Here is an 18,668-nt window from a genome sequence, read left to right on the forward strand (position 1 = left end):
TTTTACAATTCATCTTTGTAAAATAAAGGGTGTTTTGACATAATACAATTAATGTAAATATTCGAACAATTAATGTAAGGATGGGGGAATTTTCTTGCGGGGTGTTTTCTTAGATAAAGATAAAATTCCGTACGACATAGTCACAAAAAAGTTAAATGATTGGTATACATTAATAAAAGATGATCAAGTTGAGCATGCAGAGATTATAAAAATAGAAGTAGAGAAAGAACTGCTAAACATGGAAGAAAACCAAGATGCCTTGTTATATTATCAGTTATTAGATTTTAGGCACGAGATAATGCTGAGTTATATGAAATCTAAGGAAATAGAAGATCTCAATAATGCTTATGAGACTATAAAAGAAATTGAGAAACAAGGGCAATTAACTGGTATGTTGGAATATTATTTTTACTTTTTTAAGGGTATGTATGAGTTTAGGCGAAAAGAATTAACTTCAGCCATAAGCGCCTATCGGATAGCAGAATCAAAGTTGTCGGAAGTTGAGGACGAAATAGAAAAAGCAGAGTTTTTTTTCAAAGTGTCTTATGTGTATTATTATATGAAACAAACGTACTTCTCCATGAATTATGCAAATCGCGCACTAAAAATATTTAGAGAGTATGAAGAGTACGCTGTCCAAACTGTACGCTGTCAATTTATTGTAGCAGGAAACCTGATCGATTCTTTAGAGTATGAAAGAGCCTTGGAACAATTTTTGAACTCTTTAGAAATTGCCAAGGAAAGTAACATAGATCATTTAATTGCAATGTCACACATGAATATTGGAATTTGTTATGATGAATTGAAAGAATATAAAAAGGCTTCACAACATTTAATCTTGGCGTTAGAAATTTTTGAAAAATCAAAACATAGTTTCCTAACAAAGACTTTATTCACTCTAGCCTATGTTGAAGCAAAACAACAAAATTATGATGTTGCTTTGATATACTTTAGGAAAGGGCGATTTATTGCCGATAAAAGTGATGATAAGGAATACTCAGCGAAATTCAAAATATTAGAGGGATTATTTTTTTCTGATGGTGAGACTCAATTAATAAAGAATGCATTTTCATATCTGGCTTCGAGAAAAATGTTTGCCGATGTTGAAAATTTTTCGATTGAAGTCGCTGATTATTTTCATGAACAAGGAAATTTAATGCTCTCTAATGAATATTATCGTATGAGTATTGAAGCAAGACGAAAAATTAAAAAAGGGGAGATTATTAATGAAAATCAGCCGGATTCTATTGGCAGCAGTGATTTTAAGTAGTGTATTTTCAATAACTTATCTGCAAAGTGATCATAATACTGAGATCAAAGTTGCTGCAGATAGGGTAGGGGCATAGGGTACTGAAAAGGCTTAATCTTTATTAAAAGGTTAAGCTTTTTTGGGCTATAAATGTAATCAACCAAAGGAGTCAATCAATAGACATGGAACAGGTTAATAATTTGTCTCAATTTAAAGAGATGGTACAAAAACATTCAACTGGAGAAACATATTATAGAGGTCAACTATCTCATTATACTGATATCAATTCAAGTATTTCGAGAGATAAGGGATATGTATTAAATGAAGATAAAATTTTCACCGAGTCAGTTTTGATAATGCCAAACGAATTCGAGCACATTCATGAACCTATTGATTATTTGGCTAAAATGCAACATTATAATATTCCAACTCGTTTAATTGATATGACTGTAAACCCACTTATAGCTTTATTCTTTGCAGTAGAGAATGTTGATGATGAAAATGATGGTATCGTTTATATTTTTAATAAAAATGGTGAAATGAAAGATTGTAAACATGTACGTCTACTTTCATTGTTAGCTAAAATTGATGATTATACCTTCTCTGTTATACAGAAAAAATATGAAGAACATTATGGAGAAATCATTACCATTCCTGAAATAACTCAATATTCAACAAAACCAGCGTTTATAAAATATAGTCAAAATGAAGATAAAACAAATATTCGAATCACAAATCAAAAAGGTACATTCGCTATTTGTTGTAACGAAATGTCTCCTAATGGTACGCTAGGACAAAATATTATGCCTTTAGTAAGTGACATTAAAGTCAAAATCCGAATCCCATATGAATATAAAAAAGTAGTTAAACAAGAGTTAGATAATGAAGGGATAAATAAAGCTTTTATATACCCTGAATTACCGTCAGTAGGGGATTATGTAAGAGAAAAATACAAATACAGAAACTATGCTAAGGAAAACATTTTTACAATTGTTAATACTATGGATGTATCCACGGGTGCTGCAAAACGGCTTTCACTGATGGTAGTGTTGGAAAAGCCTCAGGACATAGAGCAAATTAAAGTTATTTGTAAAACTATAATAGATGGTTATCAAAAGTCACAAGACGTTGTTTGGTTATACATAGCGAAAAATGGTGAGGATTACAAAAATGCAAATTGGATAATGAGAGCTCAGTGGATTAGACCTACATTAAGTGAGTTTTTTAAACCTCATCCGATTGGTAATTCAAAAGATGGGGAATACTACTGGGATTATTCAGAGGATTATTCTGTTATATCAAATTTTTACAAAACATTCTCGTAAGTCATCGTTGAATTTTGGTGCCCAATTGGTGCCCAGAATTCATGAAAAATGATGAAAATAGGTGTAAATAAAATAAACAGATGCTTTGGTTAAAAGCTTTTGTAACCCATGATACGTTTTTACTAGGTTGAGGGCCTAGTGGGTGAATAACCCGTGGAGGTTCAAGTCCTCTCGGCCGCATCAATGATACCAAGGGTTTAGAGTACCTTGGTATTTTTTGTGTCTTTTGAACAGAACGTATTTTGTGACTAAAACTGACCACTTACTTTAAGTAGGTGGTCTGATTTGTCCGCAAAAGTATATAGTTAAATAAGATAAAAAGGCATAGTATATTAGCATACAAAATATGTTATGTCCTTTTTGTTTTAATAACGCATCCGTTATTTTAAGCGTACGATTTTACTTTATTATGGAATAAAAACAAGTGTCGGTCAGCTTGCTTCCATCTGCGGATAAATCATCATTTCTTAAAGTGCCTTCGAATACAAACCCAAGTTTTTCTGTAATAGCACGACTTTTGAGGTTTGTTGATTCACATCTTATTTCAATTCTTCTAAATTTAATATTATGTAACCCAAAGGTAGCTAATTTTTTTACTGCTTCTGTCATATATCCATTCCCGCCAAATTTAGTATTTACCCAGTACCCAATTTCACATTTAGGAATGGTCCAGTCAATCCTCTGAAGGCTAGTTATTCCTATAAAGTTATTGCTAGCTTTATCAAAAATAAGAAAACGAAAACTTTCCCTCTTTAAAAAATTTATATGAGCATTTCTTAAATTTATCTCTGTTTCTTCAACAGTAGGAAGTTCTTGAGCAAATGGCAACCACGCTTTTAATTCATTAAAGGAATCCCTAATTGCTTGGTTTACAATTTTTCCGTCTCCTGTTTGGTGTGGTGCTCGAAGGATTAGTCTTTCTGTTTCCAATTGTAAAGGCACATCTAACAATAAAGGATTCATTTGATTTCTCCTCTCGGAAGTTCAATGTTAAAAATTGAAAATAAGTAATGAAAACTCTTATCTCTAAGAAATAATTTTTGAGGACGAGTTACAACTTCTTGGTACCTATTTGTTTATCTATGACACCTCCAGTAAGAATTGAATATTTTTTATTCTCATCAAAGAATTTTTTCACCTAGAGTAATTCACATTTAACCTCACATACATTTGATTTTGGTTTGCAATTCATCGATCTTATTAAGTTCATACTCATAATCACAGTTTTCTTCTAAAACAAAATTCATAGTTTCAAAGAAACTTCTCGCATTCTTTAAGAGTGATTCAAAAAAATCAAGTTTCGGTAGCAACACTTTTTGTTGTTGGCCAATCTGAAATAACAACATATCATTCGATATTGATTTCATTTTCAATAGAAGGGGTTGATCTGGAAAATAAGTTTCGCTTTCTCCTGTTTCATTAGCTTCTTCAATTAGATTTAAAAAATAAGCCCACAATTGGTCAACCAAGTCCCACATAGTGACATCAAGCAAAACTTTTTCACCATATTTTAAAATAATCGCCCCTGATAAATAGTAAGAGTCTAACTGTGGTTTTATGTTCTTTAGTCCCTCTATATTGCTAAGTGGAACAAAGTAATCGTCAATATTATTTTTTAAGATTGAAAGATCGTTTATCTTCTTATTTGGCCTAAGAATTAATGATTGAATATAAAACATTTTACCTCTCCTATTTTTCAGGATAGAATTGTTCTACTCTCCCTACCTCATACGATCTTTATATCTTTTGCTCCGTTTCAGCTTCAGATAACAAGGACTTGGCTTCAAAACTGTCAATGTAGAGAATTCATAACTAAATATTACCATAGATGTGAAAGAATCAAAGGAGGTACTGAATCTTAGATCCTTTAAACATAATGGGACTTACAAAGTTGAGGGATTTTATTTAGAGGAAGATACCAAAAATACTAGTATCTTTATTATTTTTGGTTTAGAGGTATAAGTCTTTATAGAACATATTCAAATTAATCATCATCTAAAACTCATAACAAACGTAGGTGATGGGAATGAAAAAGGAATTGCAATAAATATAGATTTCAAAAGGTGAGAGTCTATCTTAGAAAACCATACCAAAGCATCTTGGTATGGTTTTCTAACACCTTTATTTTGAGAATTGTAAAGATTAATCTTCCCAATCCTCATCTTCATCTAAGTCCTCTTTACCTTTTTCAAGTCGCTGAAGAAAAAATTCAAGAAAATTACATGCAGCAGTATAACCATATCCTTCACTGTTATCCCAAAGAATAACTGGACACTCTCCATCCACCATTCTGTTTGTATCAAGACAATAAGAGAATTCATCTATATACTCAATAACAACAAGACCTGGTATAAGACCGTAAAATGTTCTGTATTCTTTTGTTTGCTCTACAACTTCAGCACCTTCAGAGTCATAACCAAGGATCATTGTTCCGTATGCACCACCAGAACCATACTCTTTTAAAAACCATTTATAACTTTCGGGGAGAGAAACTTCAAGTTCTTCTTCTATCTCGTGAATCTCTTTTTCGCTGACTCCTCCAGTGATAATAGAGAATTCTTTGTTTTCTTCTAAAAACTTTTGTATTGTTGAGTAATCCATAAAATTCACCTCTTACTGTTGTTTTTCAAATTGTTGTGCTCTCCACTTCCAATATCTCTTTCTAAAACTGTCGTATTGAGCAGAAAGTTCGGGATTGTTTCTAAAACTTTGCCCGTTTTCCTTTAAACCATGGAGAATATTGTGATATTTTTTGTGCAGGCTTTCAGGAACTTCAACCATTGTACCAGGTTCTTCTTGGATTAAATGATGTAGGTTTATTTGTGTTCCGTCCTTTGCAAAAGGTGCATTGCCAAGTTTCATTAATTGAAGATTTGTTTGGCCTTTACGATTTTTTTGATTTAGGTCTATATCTTTTAACATATACACTTTTCGGCTTACGTCTTTTATATTTCCTTTAGCTTTCACTTTTCCTTCTATTTCAGCAGCAGTATATTTTTCTTTATTTAACCAAGGAACATCAATGTATTTCCCCGTAAAAGGTTTTCGAGTTACATCAGCTACCTTCTTGGAAAACTGATGAAATGATTTTTTATAACTCTCCCCATCTATTGTGTTGAATGGAAAAGTCCCTGAACCACCAGCCATTGCATACTGTTGTTCAAAAACATTTGGTATTTTAACATGTTCAATACCTTTTTTTATTCCTGTTTTTGAAACTTCAAGTGTCTTAAGTGCAGCAACTTTTGAACCGGCTTTTGCAACTTTGGATACTTTATCAATACCCTTCGGACCAACTATTGCAAGAACAACAGTACTCCCTACATAGGAAACCCATTTTGCTCTGCTGTAGCTATCTCCATTAATCATATCACGTTGAAAAGTGTCTTCTATGTCTTTTGCTATGATCTTATAAGTATCGATTGGATGTAAGGCTGCGTTCACAGTTCCAGAAAGCGATTCAATCGGGTGTCTTGCAAGTTGATAGAGACCCATCACTGTATCTTTACCTGCTTCATACATTCCCACTGCAATACCTTTTCCAATTTCAGCTTTTTGTTGGAGTTCTTCGAGTTGGCGGAAATAAACTTGCTGGTCAGGTTCCAAATTCTCGTATCCTATTTTTTTAGCTTCTTCTTTTTTGATCTTCAAATAAGCTTCAGATTGCTTCTCGATATCGCTTTTTTTCTTATGTATATCGCTCTCACGATATGCCTTGGCATTATAGTGAAGGGGTGTAGCATTCTTGCCCTTACCTGTTGATTCCTGTAACTTTTGAAAGTCTGCTTTAATGAATTGTTCGTTAGGTTCAGTTATTGCATATTCAGTTTTTAAGTTTTCGTCCACATCGCCTATTTTATCAACAGTTTTTTTCCGTTTGTTTTCGGCAGAAGAGAGCTCATCCTTAAAAGTCTCAGTTGAAAATAAATCAAGTGGAAGAATGTCATCGATGTCATTCAGAATATCTTTCATTGCTTTTTTCTGCTCAGACATAATTGATTTTGATTTTTTATATGCGTTTGCTAATTCATGTTCTAAGAAGGATTCCTCGATATATGCATCAGATAAGCTGGCATCTTCTAAAACACCGGAGATACTAGTAAGGAAAGCGATTTTCATATCAATTAAATCAATCCATTGATCAGTGACACCGACATGATCGTTATAAAATGCTTTAATATTGTTTGCTCCCTTGCCAGAGAACTCACTGTCATCCAGATCAGCAACAGCCTTAAATGCTTTTCTTAGCTTAATCATTTGATTTTTCAATTCTTTATAATTTTTTGCTCGATTTTCAGCTTTAGATAACAAAGACTTAGCTTCAAATACCTTCATTGTCCAATCCTTTCAGTGATTTTATATCTAAATATCACCATGGATAAGGTTATGAAGTTCGAAAAAATTATTTAAGGATAGGTAATGAATTGAACGAAATGAGAATTCATTGGTGTAAAATAAGCTTACATCCCATTTATTACATATAGAGATTGGAGTTAACAATGAAAAAAAGTAAGTTTATTTTAGCGAGTATTGTTTCTGTTGGGCTGCTAGTTTTTTTAGGATGGTTTATTTATGCTGGCACCCACCAACCTCCTATTTTGAAGGGTAATTCAAAAGATGGAAAATGGAGTGTTATCTATTCTCCTGAAAAAGACATAGATCTTGCAAGGCAAGACTTATGGGCGGTTCATATTACATGGAAAAGGGATTCTGAGTTTTCAATAAAAGAGGTTGTGTTTAAAGAAAATGGTGTTGTTGAGGCATCAGGTGACGCAACAGATGAACCTAAGAATGCTAAAAAAATAGCAGTAGCGATAATGGGAGATCCACCAAATATGAATAATGATTATACAGTAGAAGTTACTTGGGAAGAGAATGGGAAAACACAAAAAGACATTATTCAGGTAAATAAAGAAACCAAACGTTCATTTGTTATTCCTAATGTAATAAAAAGAATTTTAAGTTTAGGATAAAGCTAAAACACTCTAATAGGAATATTTTTAAAAAAAAGCAGGTGAACGCGCCTGCTTTTTTTATGTTTATCTTAATTTTCACCTTAACCGATTACTTCGAGCAGGGCGGTTACTAAGTAAACATCATTAATAAGGTAATTTTTTTAAAAAAGACCGCTACTCCATTTTTACTCCTCAATATGAATAAATCATTATAAAACCTTATAATCAAAATAAATAAACACTGATATAAAAAGGTTTTGTAACAGAAAACACAGATTCACTTTATTGAGGGCCTAGTGGGTGAATAACCCGTGGAGGTTCAAGTCCTCTCGGCCGCATCTCAATGATACCAAGGGTTTTGACGACCTTGGTATTTTTTTGTGTTTATTTTTAAATAATCTACTGCCCACAAACTGCCCACTTACCTAAAGTAAGCCATCTAAAAAAATGTTAGATGTGTTTATGGCTGATGTTGCTGACCTGATTGTACAAAAAAGCTAATTCATAATGAAGTGAATTAGCTTTTTTTCATACGGAGAATTCAAGAGTGTTTCTTAATAAAGTGCAGTAAAGTTTGTTTCTTCTTGAAAGAAAACATATAGCCTCAGGTTTAATTGCCTACTATCCAGTTTGTGTAGTTTTGATAGCTGTAGGTGTCTATATCTTGATTCGTACCTTGCCAATCATAGAGGCATATCAAATAATGGTGAAAAACGAAGAGTATATAAATAGATTCGGCTTTAAGCTTAGTAAAAAAGTGAGAAAAAGAATGGATAATATCTAATAAAAGAGCCTAAAAAGGTTCTTTTTTTCATTATGAAAAAAGATTAAGCTCTCAGTTAATCTTAATTTGAAATAGGTTCATTATATTTTTAAATAAATTCATGTACTAGGAGTGAAAATATGAAAACACATATTACATGGGCTTCAGCTTGTTTATTATTGATCTAGCTGACCGGATTTTCAAAGGATAAAAATTATATTTCTGACAGAAAAAATCAAAAAATTAAACCATATAGAATCAACAACAAGCGCTTCGGAAAATAAAGCATTTTTTAATTACTCTGACATAGATAAGCGATATGAAACAGTTAAGAAGCATACAATCGAAAAAGGGTTTTATTATGGATTCCCTTCTCGTTCAGATCAAAAGCCAAAAAGATGGGGAATATACTGGGATTATTCTGTTATATCGGATTTCTACAAAACAATGTCTTTAAGTCATCATTGATTTTGGTGCCCAATTAGTTGCCCTGAATTCATAAAAAGGGATAAAATAGCTGTAAATAAAGTTGCTATTTTAAAATGTGAATCAATTCATTGCCGACAATAATAACTAATCGGCGAAGAAAGGATAATCAGTCAAATGAAAACATTAGTTATCGTTGTACACCCTAATTTGGAAACGTCTGTTGTCAACAAAACCTGGATGAATCGTTTAAAGCAAGAGAATGACATTACGGTTCATGACCTGTACGGTGAATACCCTAATTTTATCATTGATGTAGAAAAAGAGCAGCAACTCCTGGTAGATCATGAGCGTATCGTTTTCCAGTTCCCAATGTATTGGTACAGCAGTCCCGCGTTACTCAAACAATGGGAAGATGATGTGTTAACACATGGCTGGGCTTATGGAACTGGGGGAACTAAATTGCATGGAAAAGAACTACTCTTAGCTATCTCCTTAGGCGCACAGGAATCTGATTATCAAGCAGGCGGGGAATATAATATCACGATCAGCGAGCTTATCATACCGTTTCAAGTCACTGCTAACTATATAGGAATGCGTTTTCTCCCTGCGTTTACACAATATGGGACACTTTACCTTTCGGAAGCAGATGTTAAGAACAGTGCGGAGAAATTGGTTGACTATCTTAAAGCTGAGCATTGATCCGGTATTCGCGAGGGAAGCTGAAACAAATGATGTGGTGTGAAAATAAGGGTTTGTGATAGATTTTAATAAGCTTAATTTCAAAGTTACATCGAATATTGATGCAGGGGAGCATAGAGCGAGGACTTAAAATTAATTAAAGCAGGGCAATCTACATATTTCTTGATGAAATGTAGAGCTCCTTGGTCTCTATGTGGCCAGAATTCATGAAAATGATGAAGATAAGTATAAATAAAATAAACAGATGCTTTGAATAAAAGCTTTTGCAACTTGATATATTTTTACTATGTTGAGGGCCCAGTGGGGTGAATAACCCCTAAAGGTTCAAGTTCTCTCGGCCACACCCCTATAATACCAAGGGTTTAACCATCTTTGGTGTTATTTTTTTATGCAGAAAAACGACTATGGAAGATCGCATGCAAACCAATACTCACCAGTTATTTAAAACCACTTATTATATTTGATACTCCCCTGTATCCCCAAACCAAATAATTCAAAAAACAATATCCTACATAGAACAGGTTTAGAGAGCATGTAATTGAACGGAAGATATAAATTTATCACTTTTATTATTGAAAGGTGTTCCTTTGGCATTAAGTTCAGTTAATTTTGGTCTAACTGTTTTCTTTTTGAACATTTTCATTACCTCTTTATATTATTAATAAATTCGAAAAGGATTTTAATGGAAATTGAATGATTGGCGTATGTATCTCTAATTCTCAAAATGAATGAATAGTCCTTTTTAAGATTTACACACAGTCATTCTCCAAGGAAAAATGACTCAATTTTTCGATTTTTTATGTAAATCAAAAAAGAATCATGTTAGAGTAGGTGTGCTGAAAATAATTTAAAAAATTATTTTGCGATATGATTAAAGTAATATTGCCAGAGAGTTCGGATTGGACAAAATTGTAAGTATTTAATACACTGGTGCTGCAATCAAATATGCATCTGGAATCAATTGCTAAACGGGGGAGTTTAAATGAACAACAAGAAAAATATATTTGATATTGTAATGTACATTATTTTCGGTGTGTTAAGTCTTTTTCTAGTTGCAAAAACTGATTATGGCACTGGAGTTTTAGTGTTTGTTGCAATTTTATACCTCGCTGTAATTGCTTATAAAATTAAGCAAGTATTTAGTAATTCAGATTCTTAAGGTGTAACACAAGGAGGATTTTAATTGAGAAAGAAAAGAGTTATTACTTGTGTTATGGCTGCATCATTGACTTTAGGCTCACTTTTACCTGCAGGTTACGCTTCTGCTAAGGAGGACTCTAAGACAACCCCTTCTTACAAAGAACTAGCACAACATTACAAAATGAAAAGTGAAAAGATTTCATCGAAGGGGAAATTAGTTGAAATTGAGTATGTGAGTGGAAATGAATCTCACAAAGTTCAGATGAACGGAAATGATCACACTGTAAAAGTCGATGGCATAGAACAAAAAGGCTTAAACTTTGAGTATGATGAAAATGTTGCTAACAGAACAAATTATGAAAACAATAATTTCAAATCTAATGAATTCACAACACAGGCTGCAAAACCTAAAAAGGGATACCATTATGTGGGGACTTTATCTGGGCATACAAAAGCAGCTAAAAATGCGTTATCAGTTACAATGTCATTAGTCGGTATTGTCCCTGGCTTAGGGTGGGGAAGTAAGGCTGCCACAATTTTATTCTCTTATTGGGCTAAGGAACAAATCCCTGATGCGTATTATAAATATGATTTATATGAAAAAGGGGCAATGACTGATAGCTGGTATCAGTATGCTACAGTTCAATTTTTTGAAGATAAAGCTCATAAAAAGAAAATGGGCAAACCTTGGACTAGTACTCCTGCAAAAGTAGATTTACCTAATAGTTAATTTTAAAATCACTTTGTCTTTATAAAGGACAAAGTGATTTTTTATTATACAGAAGTAAAATCCCTGGTCTGAGGAATCTTGGATATAACATGTTTTTTCTTGCTAATTTAGTTTTTCTATGTATCGCTGCACATTCTAAAAAACAAGATATTAGCCGGGCGGTTGAATGTCAAGCTCAAAAGTTTATATGGAAGTCAAAGCATAAAAAGGGTGTTACAACGTGTAGTCTTCTTTTTATTTTGCCAACGAAACAAGTGTGAAAGTTGTAGAATGAGTTAAGAAAGATTTAAGATTAGATATTGGAAAATTTTATATATTCTCAATAAAATACTGGTACTATTATAAATGTAGATAGATTGTATGGAGATGTAATTATTAAAAAGGAGTTTTTTAATTGCGTTGGAGTAAATGGTTCAATATTTTTTGCATAGTTGCATTAGGATCAATATATTGTTATAAATTATTAACTAACCAAGAAGTCAGTACCACTCGTTTAATAATAGCTTCTGCAATTGTCTTGTGGAACATTGTTGGGCTTTTTAGCAAAGATCCAGTAAAACAAACACAGCAAGCAAATTAAAAGTCATAAAGTTGGGAAAGAAGGGTGTTACATTATGTAGTATCCTTCTTTATTATTCCTTGAAAAACGAAACAAATTGGAGATTACAGATTATATAATCAATTGAAGTCGCTGATTATTTTCATGAACAAGGAGATTTAATGCTTTCTGATGAATATTATCGTATGAGTATTGAAGTAAGATGAAACGTTACGTAAAGATTAAAGGGATGTGATAAACACTCCTCTTTATCGCACTCGCCCGTCTCAAATTGTGGGAGACTGGAAGTACGGAAATCGAAAAGATTGGATCATAAAAACTTATAATCTAAGGCGGTACATAGTTATGAAAAAGGCGTTATTTCTTATATTAGACAAGTATGCAGATTGGGAAGGTGCTTACTTAGCATCAGCATTAAATCAAAGAGAAGATTGGTCGGTTCATACTGTTTCTTTAGACCCTATTGTCAGTTCTATAGGTGGTTTTAAAACATCTGTCGATTACATAATTGGGTTAGAACCTGCGAATTTTCATTTACTAGTTATGATTGGCGGAGATTCTTGGAGTAATGATAATAAAAAACTTTTACATTTCGTAAAAACTGCATTTCAAAAAGACATTCCAATAGCAGCGATATGCGGTGCAGTGGATTTTTTGGCGAAGAATGGTTTGCTGAATAATCATAGCCATACAGGTAATTTAGTTTTCTTATGGAAGGATTATGAACAATATAAACCGATTAGCAGTTTTGTAGAGAAACAAGCAGTAAGAGATAAAAATTTGGTTACCGCAAATGGAACCGCCCCTATTGAATTTACTAGTTTGATTTTAGAGATGATTGATTTTGATACTCCTGAGAACATAGAGAAAATGATGTATATGAATCGTTATGGTTTTTATAATTTTTGTGATAAATATGGAAATCCATTTGTTGATTCATCTGCGGGAAATGATTTTCCTGAATAGGGGCTTTAATATAATAAGGGAGCTCCTAGACAATAGGGGTTTCCATTTTATTTATAAATGATTATTAAAAGGACGGCATGTGTTGTTGGAAATCATGTTAATTGGTCTTACACCGGTGTCTTTTGCAGTTTTTGAATGGGATCGTCTTAGCTTATGAAAGAAAACACCATAAGAAGAAGCCAAATGTAATGAGAGGAGTAAACCATGTGTTTGCTCCTCTTTTTTTCTGTCTATAAAATGATGTCCTGTGAATTCAATGCGGTTTTTAACAATTTAGTCGGTTTAACTTTATTTTTTTGATTATAAACGATAGGCCGTACCTATCATTTCTATATAAATAATTGAATTGTATTATAAGTTAGGCTGACCTATACTTTTATTGAAAATTGACTTTGTGAGAAAGCATCAAGGTATAAGACAATTGTTAAATGCTAATTCCGAATAAAACCACGGAGGTATTGTATGAAAAATTTTAATGTTGCTATTCCAACTCCATTTCATAATGACGAGAGTTTATTTGTAGAAGGTTTTAATGACATTCTGGACTATTTAAAAGAAAATGGGATTGATTCTGTTCTTGTATCTGCTACTACTGGTGAACAAAATTCAATGAGCATTGAAGAGCGAATCCAGATTATTCATTATTTTAATCAAAAACAATTCAAAAATGTTGAGCTTATGTTTGGTGTATCAGCAACAAGAACCAAAGATGCAATAACACTCATTAAGGAGCTTGAAGACTCTGTCTTTGACGCCATTTTGATTCAGTTCCCACCTTATATTCAACCAACTCAAAAACAGGCTATTAGCTATATGAATGAGTTGCTGCAACACACAACTAAACATGTAGTGCTTTACAATAATCCTTTTAGAACAGGATTTGAGCTAAGTGCTGAATCATTTGAAACGCTTATCAATCAAAAACATTCAAATCTTGTAGGACTTAAAGAAGAGAGCGATGCCAAACGTCATTCAAGTACAAAACTACCGGATGACTTTGTGATGTTTGCTGGTGGTGATGTCAATCTTCCGGAAAAAATATTTAATGGCTGTAATGGGCTGTCCAGTATGGTTGGGAATGTATATCCAAAGGAGATTAAACAACTATTTCATCAATTAATGTTGAATCAACCAGTTGATCTTAGGAAATTAAACGATATCATTATTGAAGTTACAAGCGGTCAAGCAATAATGAATATAAAGAACCACTATAACTCGTTGGGAATAAAAGTAGGGCCATGTCGTTCTCCGATCAATTAATTGTAAGAATCAAACCAGTGACGATTTCACTGCCGTAATTACAGATAAACACAAATGCTGTTGAAACAGTAAACATTCTGAAACTTAATGGTGTCATTGCGTGATACGGAGGGGCAATATTGATCATGGGTAATTCACAATTAACAAATTACGGAGGACAATCGCGATTGGATTTAAAGCCTAGAATAGGATGGCTTATCATAGGTATCATCCTAATTGGCGCAAATCTCAGAGCCTCACTAACATCGGTTGGTCCGCTAATAGCTGCAATTCGTGATGACTTGGGGATTTCTAATGCACTGGCAGGAGTCATAACCACAATACCTTTACTTGCTTTTGCATTTTTATCCCCTTTTGCTTCTCATTTAGCTCGGCGTTTTGGTATGGAGTTAACCCTATTGATGTCCTTAGTGATATTAACAATTGGGATTGGAATACGTTCGTTTGTTGGAAAAGAAACATTATTTATAGGAACGATTTTAATCGGATCATCAATTGCCATTGGCAATGTTTTATTACCCAGTCTTATCAAATATCATTTTATGAAACAAATAGGTATGATGACAGGACTTTATGCAGTATCTATGAATTTATTTGGAGCTGTTGGCTCCGGTATAAGTATTCCGATTTCGTCATCTTTAGGTTTGGGATGGTCAGGGGCCCTTGGATGTTGGGGACTTTTATCTCTGCTCGCTATTTTTATTTGGCTGCCACAACTGCAATATCAACAAAAGTCTGTTCAGGTTGAAAATACTGGAGAGGAAGTGAAATCCATCAGCTTATGGCGTTCTAGGCTAGCGTGGAATGTGACGTTATTTATGGGTTTTCAATCTTTCATTTTCTACACAGTGATTACATGGATACCTGAAATTCTTGAAGAAAAAGGGGTAAACACTCATGAAGCTGGCTGGACGTTGTCTTTAATGCAACTTGCTATGCTTCCTGTAACATTTCTCGTTTCTATTTTAGCTGGACGTTTAAAAAGCCAGCGGTTATTAGTAGCTGCAGCTGCTTCTCTGTTAATTTTTGGGTTTGTTGCTATCATGTATGGGGATACACTTCTTATGCCTTTATGGATGATCATAATTGGAATCGGAATTGGATGTGCATTTAGTTTAGCTATGATGTTCTTTAGCCTGCGTACTCAAAATGCGAACGAGGCAGCTGAACTTTCAGGTATGGCTCAATCTTTAGGTTATCTTCTGTCTGCTATAGGGCCTGTTTTATTTGGTTGGTTACATGACGTTACACATAGTTGGACGGCTCCTTTATATATGTTAGTTTTTACTTCAGTAATTGTTTTGATCTCGGGAATAAGGGCAGCGAAAAACGAATATGTGCCAATCAAGGGCTCGAGTTTAAAGTCAATCTAATAGAGACAGACTATAAAGTACTATTCATTTCCTAAAGGAGGCGCGAGATGGAATTAAAACAACTTGAATATTTCTATGCAGTATGCCAAGAACTTCATTTTACAAGAGCAGCTGAAAAAGTAGGAATTTCTCAGCCTTCTTTAAGTCAACAAATTAAGCTATTAGAACATGAAATTGGCACTCCTTTATTTGATCGTATTGGTAAAAAAACAGCACTTACTGAATCAGGAAAGCTTCTCTTACAGTATACTCGCAAAATTTTTTATGAGGTAGAACAGGCTAAGACCTCAATAGATGAATTAAATGGACTTCAAAGAGGGACAATTTTGGTTGGCACTTTGCTGACAGTCGAGGATTACCTGATCACGCCTACTTTACTGAGTTTTCATCAAAAATACCCTGGTGTGAAGGTATCCGTTTTTGGGCTGCGAACTGGGGACATTCACAAACAACTCATAGAAAATAAGTTGGATTTGGGAATTGTATTCTTGCCCATGAAAGGCGATGAATTAGAATCAATTTCTTTATCCACAGAAGAAATGGCTTTTGCAGTGCCTGAAGGTCACCCGTTAGAGAATCAGGATATGTTAGATGTAGAGGTGTTAAAGACAACACCCTCAATTTTACTCCCTCAACAGTATTTTATTAGGAATCTTATAGATGAAGCTTGTAAAGACTTAGGATTCCTTCCGAAGCCGATTTTTGAAATTACAACCATGCAGTCTTTAATCAATATGGTTTTGAAAGGGGTAGGAGTAACAATCCTTCCTAAACCTTATTTAGAGTACCTTAATCACCCTCATACAAGAATCATTCCAATTTTAAAACCTAATCTTTCTCGTGAAATTGGAGTTGTTTATAGAAAAGATAAATATTTGAGTGCTGCAACCCATGCTTTTATTAGTGCCCTTAAAGAGACTGTATGTAAGTCAAATAATTAGTGGAAACCTTGATTGAATACTGGACAAACTAACTCATGGCGATTGAAGGGGTATCATGAATAGACAAATCATTCATTTAGCTGTTGGAAAACCTAAGGAATATGATTGGAATCATCGAAAAGAAATGTCCGCGATAGGTAAGTCGACTGTATCATCTATTGAGCTGAAAAAAGCCGGCATTGTTGGTGATGATGTTGCAAACCACAAATTTCACGGCGGCGCTGATCGAGCAGTATGTTTATATCCATTTGAGCATTATGTGTATTGGGAACGAATGTTTAACAAAAAAATGACTCCGCCTATTTTTGGAGAAAACATTACTGCAACAGGCATGTTGGAAGAACAGGTTTGTATAGGTGATGTGTATAGAATAGGTGGTACCATCATTCAAGTAACACAAGGAAGAGTGCCATGTGCAACTATATCGAAATACAATGAAGAGAGAGATTTTCTGAAGAAAGTGGTTGAAACATGTTTAACCGGCTATTTTTTTCGGGTGCTCCAAGAAGGAACGATTGAGTCTCATTCAGACATAGAGCTTGTTGAAAAGGACCCATGTGACATATCTGTACTTTCTGCCACGCAAGTTCTGTTTCATCAAAAAGAGGATAAAAAATCAATTGAACAAATATTGGAAATCGATGCTCTCGCAGAGGATTGGCGGAAAAGATTTTTAAAACTGTTGTGAGTTTTTAGCATGGAGTTGTGCAAAAAAGTTGGTTCATTGACATTTAGTTATTGAAATTTGACTAGATGAAATGTGGAATTTTAGGAGTTGAAATTTATGTTTGGAATTCATGATCTTTTTTTGTTTGTATTGTCATCATTTGTTTTTATAGCTGCTCCAGGCATAGACGCTGTGTTTGTATTAAGCAGAAGCATCTCGAACGGCAGAGCTAGTGGTTTTGCTGCATCTGCTGGAATTGCTACCGGCGCTTTTGTTCACACTACTTGCTACTGTCGGATTATCCATTATCTTAGCGAAGTCGGTTGTTCTGTTTACTGCTATAAAAATAGTAGGTGGGCTATATTTGATCTACATTGGAATGAAAGCACTTCTTAAGAAAAGTGACGGAATAACTTTAAAGGATACAGCTAATGAGACGCTTAAAAAACATTATATCCAGGGGGTTATTACAAATATCGCTAACCTCGCTAACCCTAAAAACATTCTGTTCTATTTATCGTTTTTGCCTCAGTTTGCATCAACATCAGGGTCGACTGTGTCATTGTCATTTCTTATTTTAGGAAGCATCTTCGCTGTTATAGCCTTATTGTGGTACATCTTAGTAACGTATTTTTCAACGATGGCTACAAAAACACTTAAAGACAACAAAAAATTCAATCATATTCTCAATAAAGTATCTGGAACAGTATTTATTGCTCTTGGCTGTAAGTTGATGGTTAGTCATAAATGATTTTCTGGAAAAGGTATGATTCTTTTACAATATTGAGGGACTTGAACTACTAAAAAAGATACCAAACTATATGGTATCTTTTTTTGGTTTTTGCATCAGAGTAATCAAATCTCTCTATATTGATGATGTTGAAGCAATGGCATGTTCTTCTTCTTACCCCCTGCTTTTAACAAGCACGATTTGGCACATATGAGAGTTATATGCACAAAACGCTCATAACTAGGAATTCAAGAAAATTCAAACAAAAAAGTACTAAATACCCTTTACAAATTACGACAAATACTTGATGTTTTTTGTAATGTAACCTTATTTTGTGTCAAATATATGAATATTTTGTCACCTTGTAAAAGGTGTATTTGTTATATATATTTAATTCGAGAGGAGGTCATATAAAGAACGAATATTCCGATTAATGCAAATTTATCGGGAGGTAGTTTCATAAAAAAATTAAATATTGGGAGTGAGAGTTTATGAGAAAGGGCTTTGTGCCTAAATCTTACATACTGAATCTTAGGAAAACCCTAATGATTTTTGCAATCTTGTTATTGGTTGCTGGCAATGTGTTGACTGTTTTGCCGAATCATATTCATGCTGAAGATAATACAGAGGTAACTCAAAGTGCAGATACTACTTGCCCAGCTCCTGTTGCGTTGATTAACGGAAGCTTTGAACAAGGTGCTGCAAGAGGATCTGCATATGATGGTTCGGGTCTTTATTACTATGAGTCTGAAGTTCCTGGTTGGAAAACTACTGATAAGGCAATTGAAATATGGAACTATGCACAGAATATTCCGGCTGTTGTGAAAAATTGGCCAGCACCTCCGGATGGCAATCGCTGGGCTGAATTAAACGCTTTTGAAA

General features: G+C 33.8%; 18 protein-coding genes and 3 pseudogenes. 17 read left to right on the forward strand and 4 right to left on the reverse strand.

Annotation, left to right across the window (positions count from 1 at the left end; genetic code table 11):
* The first annotated feature begins 94 nt into the window (after positions 1–94).
* From rapI to MY9_RS02880, 3 genes are all read left to right on the forward strand, one after another.
* Entirely contained in the window at positions 95–1,270 is a 1,176-nt protein-coding gene (gene rapI / locus MY9_RS02875; protein WP_014662889.1) for a response regulator aspartate phosphatase RapI, read from the forward strand.
* On the forward strand, positions 1,227–1,346 hold the full coding sequence (phrI, locus tag MY9_RS21010; protein ID WP_010886415.1) for a phosphatase RapI inhibitor PhrI: 120 nt from the start codon (positions 1,227–1,229) through the stop codon (positions 1,344–1,346). Before rapI ends, phrI begins: the two co-directional genes overlap by 44 nt.
* An 85-nt stretch (positions 1,347–1,431) precedes the next feature.
* Entirely contained in the window at positions 1,432–2,574 is a 1,143-nt protein-coding gene (locus tag MY9_RS02880) for an FRG domain-containing protein (protein WP_014662890.1), read from the forward strand.
* Between the two features lie 399 nt (positions 2,575–2,973).
* Here MY9_RS02880 and MY9_RS02885 read toward each other — a convergent pair whose 3' ends face one another.
* The 4 genes from MY9_RS02885 to MY9_RS02900 form a co-directional block, all read right to left on the reverse strand.
* Positions 2,974–3,537 (reverse strand): GNAT family N-acetyltransferase, encoded by a 564-nt coding sequence (locus tag MY9_RS02885; RefSeq protein WP_041521246.1) that lies wholly within the window; start codon positions 3,535–3,537, stop codon positions 2,974–2,976.
* A 197-nt stretch (positions 3,538–3,734) separates the two neighbouring features.
* Positions 3,735–4,253 (reverse strand): hypothetical protein, encoded by a 519-nt coding sequence (locus MY9_RS02890; protein WP_014662892.1) that lies wholly within the window; start codon positions 4,251–4,253, stop codon positions 3,735–3,737.
* Between the two features lie 463 nt (positions 4,254–4,716).
* The gene (locus tag MY9_RS02895; RefSeq protein ID WP_014662893.1) at positions 4,717–5,175 is read right to left on the reverse strand and encodes an SMI1/KNR4 family protein; all 459 of its coding nucleotides are present in this window, start codon (positions 5,173–5,175) and stop codon (positions 4,717–4,719) included.
* Positions 5,176–5,187: 12 nt separating this feature from the next.
* Positions 5,188–6,909, reverse strand: coding sequence for a T7SS effector LXG polymorphic toxin (locus MY9_RS02900; RefSeq protein ID WP_014662894.1), 1,722 nt, complete (start codon positions 6,907–6,909; stop codon positions 5,188–5,190).
* 164 nt (positions 6,910–7,073) lie between these two features.
* Between MY9_RS02900 and MY9_RS02905 the strand changes: the two genes are divergently transcribed.
* The 14 genes and pseudogenes from MY9_RS02905 (at position 7,074) to MY9_RS02955 (ending at position 17,807) form a co-directional block, all read left to right on the forward strand.
* Positions 7,074–7,547 (forward strand): hypothetical protein, encoded by a 474-nt coding sequence (locus MY9_RS02905; RefSeq protein ID WP_014662895.1) that lies wholly within the window; start codon positions 7,074–7,076, stop codon positions 7,545–7,547.
* 559 nt (positions 7,548–8,106) lie between these two features.
* Positions 8,107–8,313: pseudogene (locus tag MY9_RS21830) on the forward strand (DNA-binding protein); the annotation flags it as partial.
* Positions 8,314–8,480: 167 nt separating this feature from the next.
* Positions 8,481–8,682: pseudogene (locus MY9_RS21020) on the forward strand (hypothetical protein); the annotation flags it as partial.
* 213 nt (positions 8,683–8,895) lie between these two features.
* Positions 8,896–9,420: an NAD(P)H-dependent oxidoreductase gene (locus MY9_RS02910; RefSeq protein ID WP_014662897.1), complete on the forward strand. Its 525-nt coding sequence runs from the start codon at positions 8,896–8,898 to the stop codon at positions 9,418–9,420.
* A gap of 982 nt (positions 9,421–10,402) precedes the next feature.
* Positions 10,403–10,579, forward strand: a complete 177-nt coding sequence (locus tag MY9_RS02915) for a hypothetical protein (RefSeq protein WP_009966645.1) — start codon at positions 10,403–10,405, stop codon at positions 10,577–10,579.
* A gap of 24 nt (positions 10,580–10,603) precedes the next feature.
* Positions 10,604–11,290, forward strand: coding sequence for a hypothetical protein (locus MY9_RS02920; RefSeq protein ID WP_014662899.1), 687 nt, complete (start codon positions 10,604–10,606; stop codon positions 11,288–11,290).
* A 394-nt stretch (positions 11,291–11,684) separates the two neighbouring features.
* Entirely contained in the window at positions 11,685–11,870 is a 186-nt protein-coding gene (locus tag MY9_RS02925; RefSeq protein WP_041521247.1) for a hypothetical protein, read from the forward strand.
* Positions 11,871–11,968: 98 nt separating this feature from the next.
* Positions 11,969–12,052 (forward strand): annotated as a pseudogene (locus tag MY9_RS22065) (hypothetical protein); the annotation flags it as partial.
* Positions 12,053–12,194: 142 nt separating this feature from the next.
* Positions 12,195–12,815 (forward strand): type 1 glutamine amidotransferase family protein, encoded by a 621-nt coding sequence (locus MY9_RS02930; protein WP_014662901.1) that lies wholly within the window; start codon positions 12,195–12,197, stop codon positions 12,813–12,815.
* 462 nt (positions 12,816–13,277) lie between these two features.
* Complete coding sequence (locus tag MY9_RS02935; RefSeq protein ID WP_014662902.1) at positions 13,278–14,075, forward strand: dihydrodipicolinate synthase family protein; 798 nt, start codon at positions 13,278–13,280, stop codon at positions 14,073–14,075.
* Between the two features lie 125 nt (positions 14,076–14,200).
* Positions 14,201–15,448, forward strand: a complete 1,248-nt coding sequence (locus MY9_RS02940) for a CynX/NimT family MFS transporter (RefSeq protein WP_041521481.1) — start codon at positions 14,201–14,203, stop codon at positions 15,446–15,448.
* A gap of 47 nt (positions 15,449–15,495) precedes the next feature.
* Complete coding sequence (locus MY9_RS02945) at positions 15,496–16,389, forward strand: LysR family transcriptional regulator (RefSeq protein ID WP_014662904.1); 894 nt, start codon at positions 15,496–15,498, stop codon at positions 16,387–16,389.
* 55 nt (positions 16,390–16,444) lie between these two features.
* The gene (locus tag MY9_RS02950) at positions 16,445–17,077 is read left to right on the forward strand and encodes an MOSC domain-containing protein (protein WP_014662905.1); all 633 of its coding nucleotides are present in this window, start codon (positions 16,445–16,447) and stop codon (positions 17,075–17,077) included.
* Between the two features lie 211 nt (positions 17,078–17,288).
* Positions 17,289–17,807 (forward strand): LysE family translocator, encoded by a 519-nt coding sequence (locus MY9_RS02955; protein WP_014662906.1) that lies wholly within the window; start codon positions 17,289–17,291, stop codon positions 17,805–17,807.
* The last annotated feature ends 861 nt before the right edge of the window (positions 17,808–18,668 follow it).

Source organism: Bacillus sp. JS, assembly GCF_000259365.1.
In the GTDB taxonomy this organism is placed as follows: Bacteria; Bacillota; Bacilli; order Bacillales; family Bacillaceae; genus Bacillus; species Bacillus stercoris.

Bases quoted from the DNA above. Each gene is read 5' to 3' on its own strand.
- phrI (WP_010886415.1), top strand. From the start codon at position 1,227: ATGAAAATCAGCCGGATTCTATTGGCAGCAGTGATTTTAAGTAGTGTA.
- MY9_RS02880 (WP_014662890.1), top strand. From the start codon at position 1,432: ATGGAACAGGTTAATAATTTGTCTCAATTTAAAGAGATGGTACAAAAA.
- MY9_RS02885 (WP_041521246.1), bottom strand. From the start codon at position 3,537: ATGAATCCTTTATTGTTAGATGTGCCTTTACAATTGGAAACAGAAAGA.
- MY9_RS02890 (WP_014662892.1), bottom strand. From the start codon at position 4,253: ATGTTTTATATTCAATCATTAATTCTTAGGCCAAATAAGAAGATAAAC.
- MY9_RS02895 (WP_014662893.1), bottom strand. From the start codon at position 5,175: ATGGATTACTCAACAATACAAAAGTTTTTAGAAGAAAACAAAGAATTC.
- MY9_RS02900 (WP_014662894.1), bottom strand. From the start codon at position 6,909: ATGAAGGTATTTGAAGCTAAGTCTTTGTTATCTAAAGCTGAAAATCGA.
- MY9_RS02905 (WP_014662895.1), top strand. From the start codon at position 7,074: ATGAAAAAAAGTAAGTTTATTTTAGCGAGTATTGTTTCTGTTGGGCTG.
- MY9_RS02910 (WP_014662897.1), top strand. From the start codon at position 8,896: ATGAAAACATTAGTTATCGTTGTACACCCTAATTTGGAAACGTCTGTT.
- MY9_RS02915 (WP_009966645.1), top strand. From the start codon at position 10,403: ATGAACAACAAGAAAAATATATTTGATATTGTAATGTACATTATTTTC.
- MY9_RS02930 (WP_014662901.1), top strand. From the start codon at position 12,195: ATGAAAAAGGCGTTATTTCTTATATTAGACAAGTATGCAGATTGGGAA.
- MY9_RS02935 (WP_014662902.1), top strand. From the start codon at position 13,278: ATGAAAAATTTTAATGTTGCTATTCCAACTCCATTTCATAATGACGAG.
- MY9_RS02940 (WP_041521481.1), top strand. From the start codon at position 14,201: ATGGGTAATTCACAATTAACAAATTACGGAGGACAATCGCGATTGGAT.
- MY9_RS02945 (WP_014662904.1), top strand. From the start codon at position 15,496: ATGGAATTAAAACAACTTGAATATTTCTATGCAGTATGCCAAGAACTT.
- MY9_RS02950 (WP_014662905.1), top strand. From the start codon at position 16,445: ATGAATAGACAAATCATTCATTTAGCTGTTGGAAAACCTAAGGAATAT.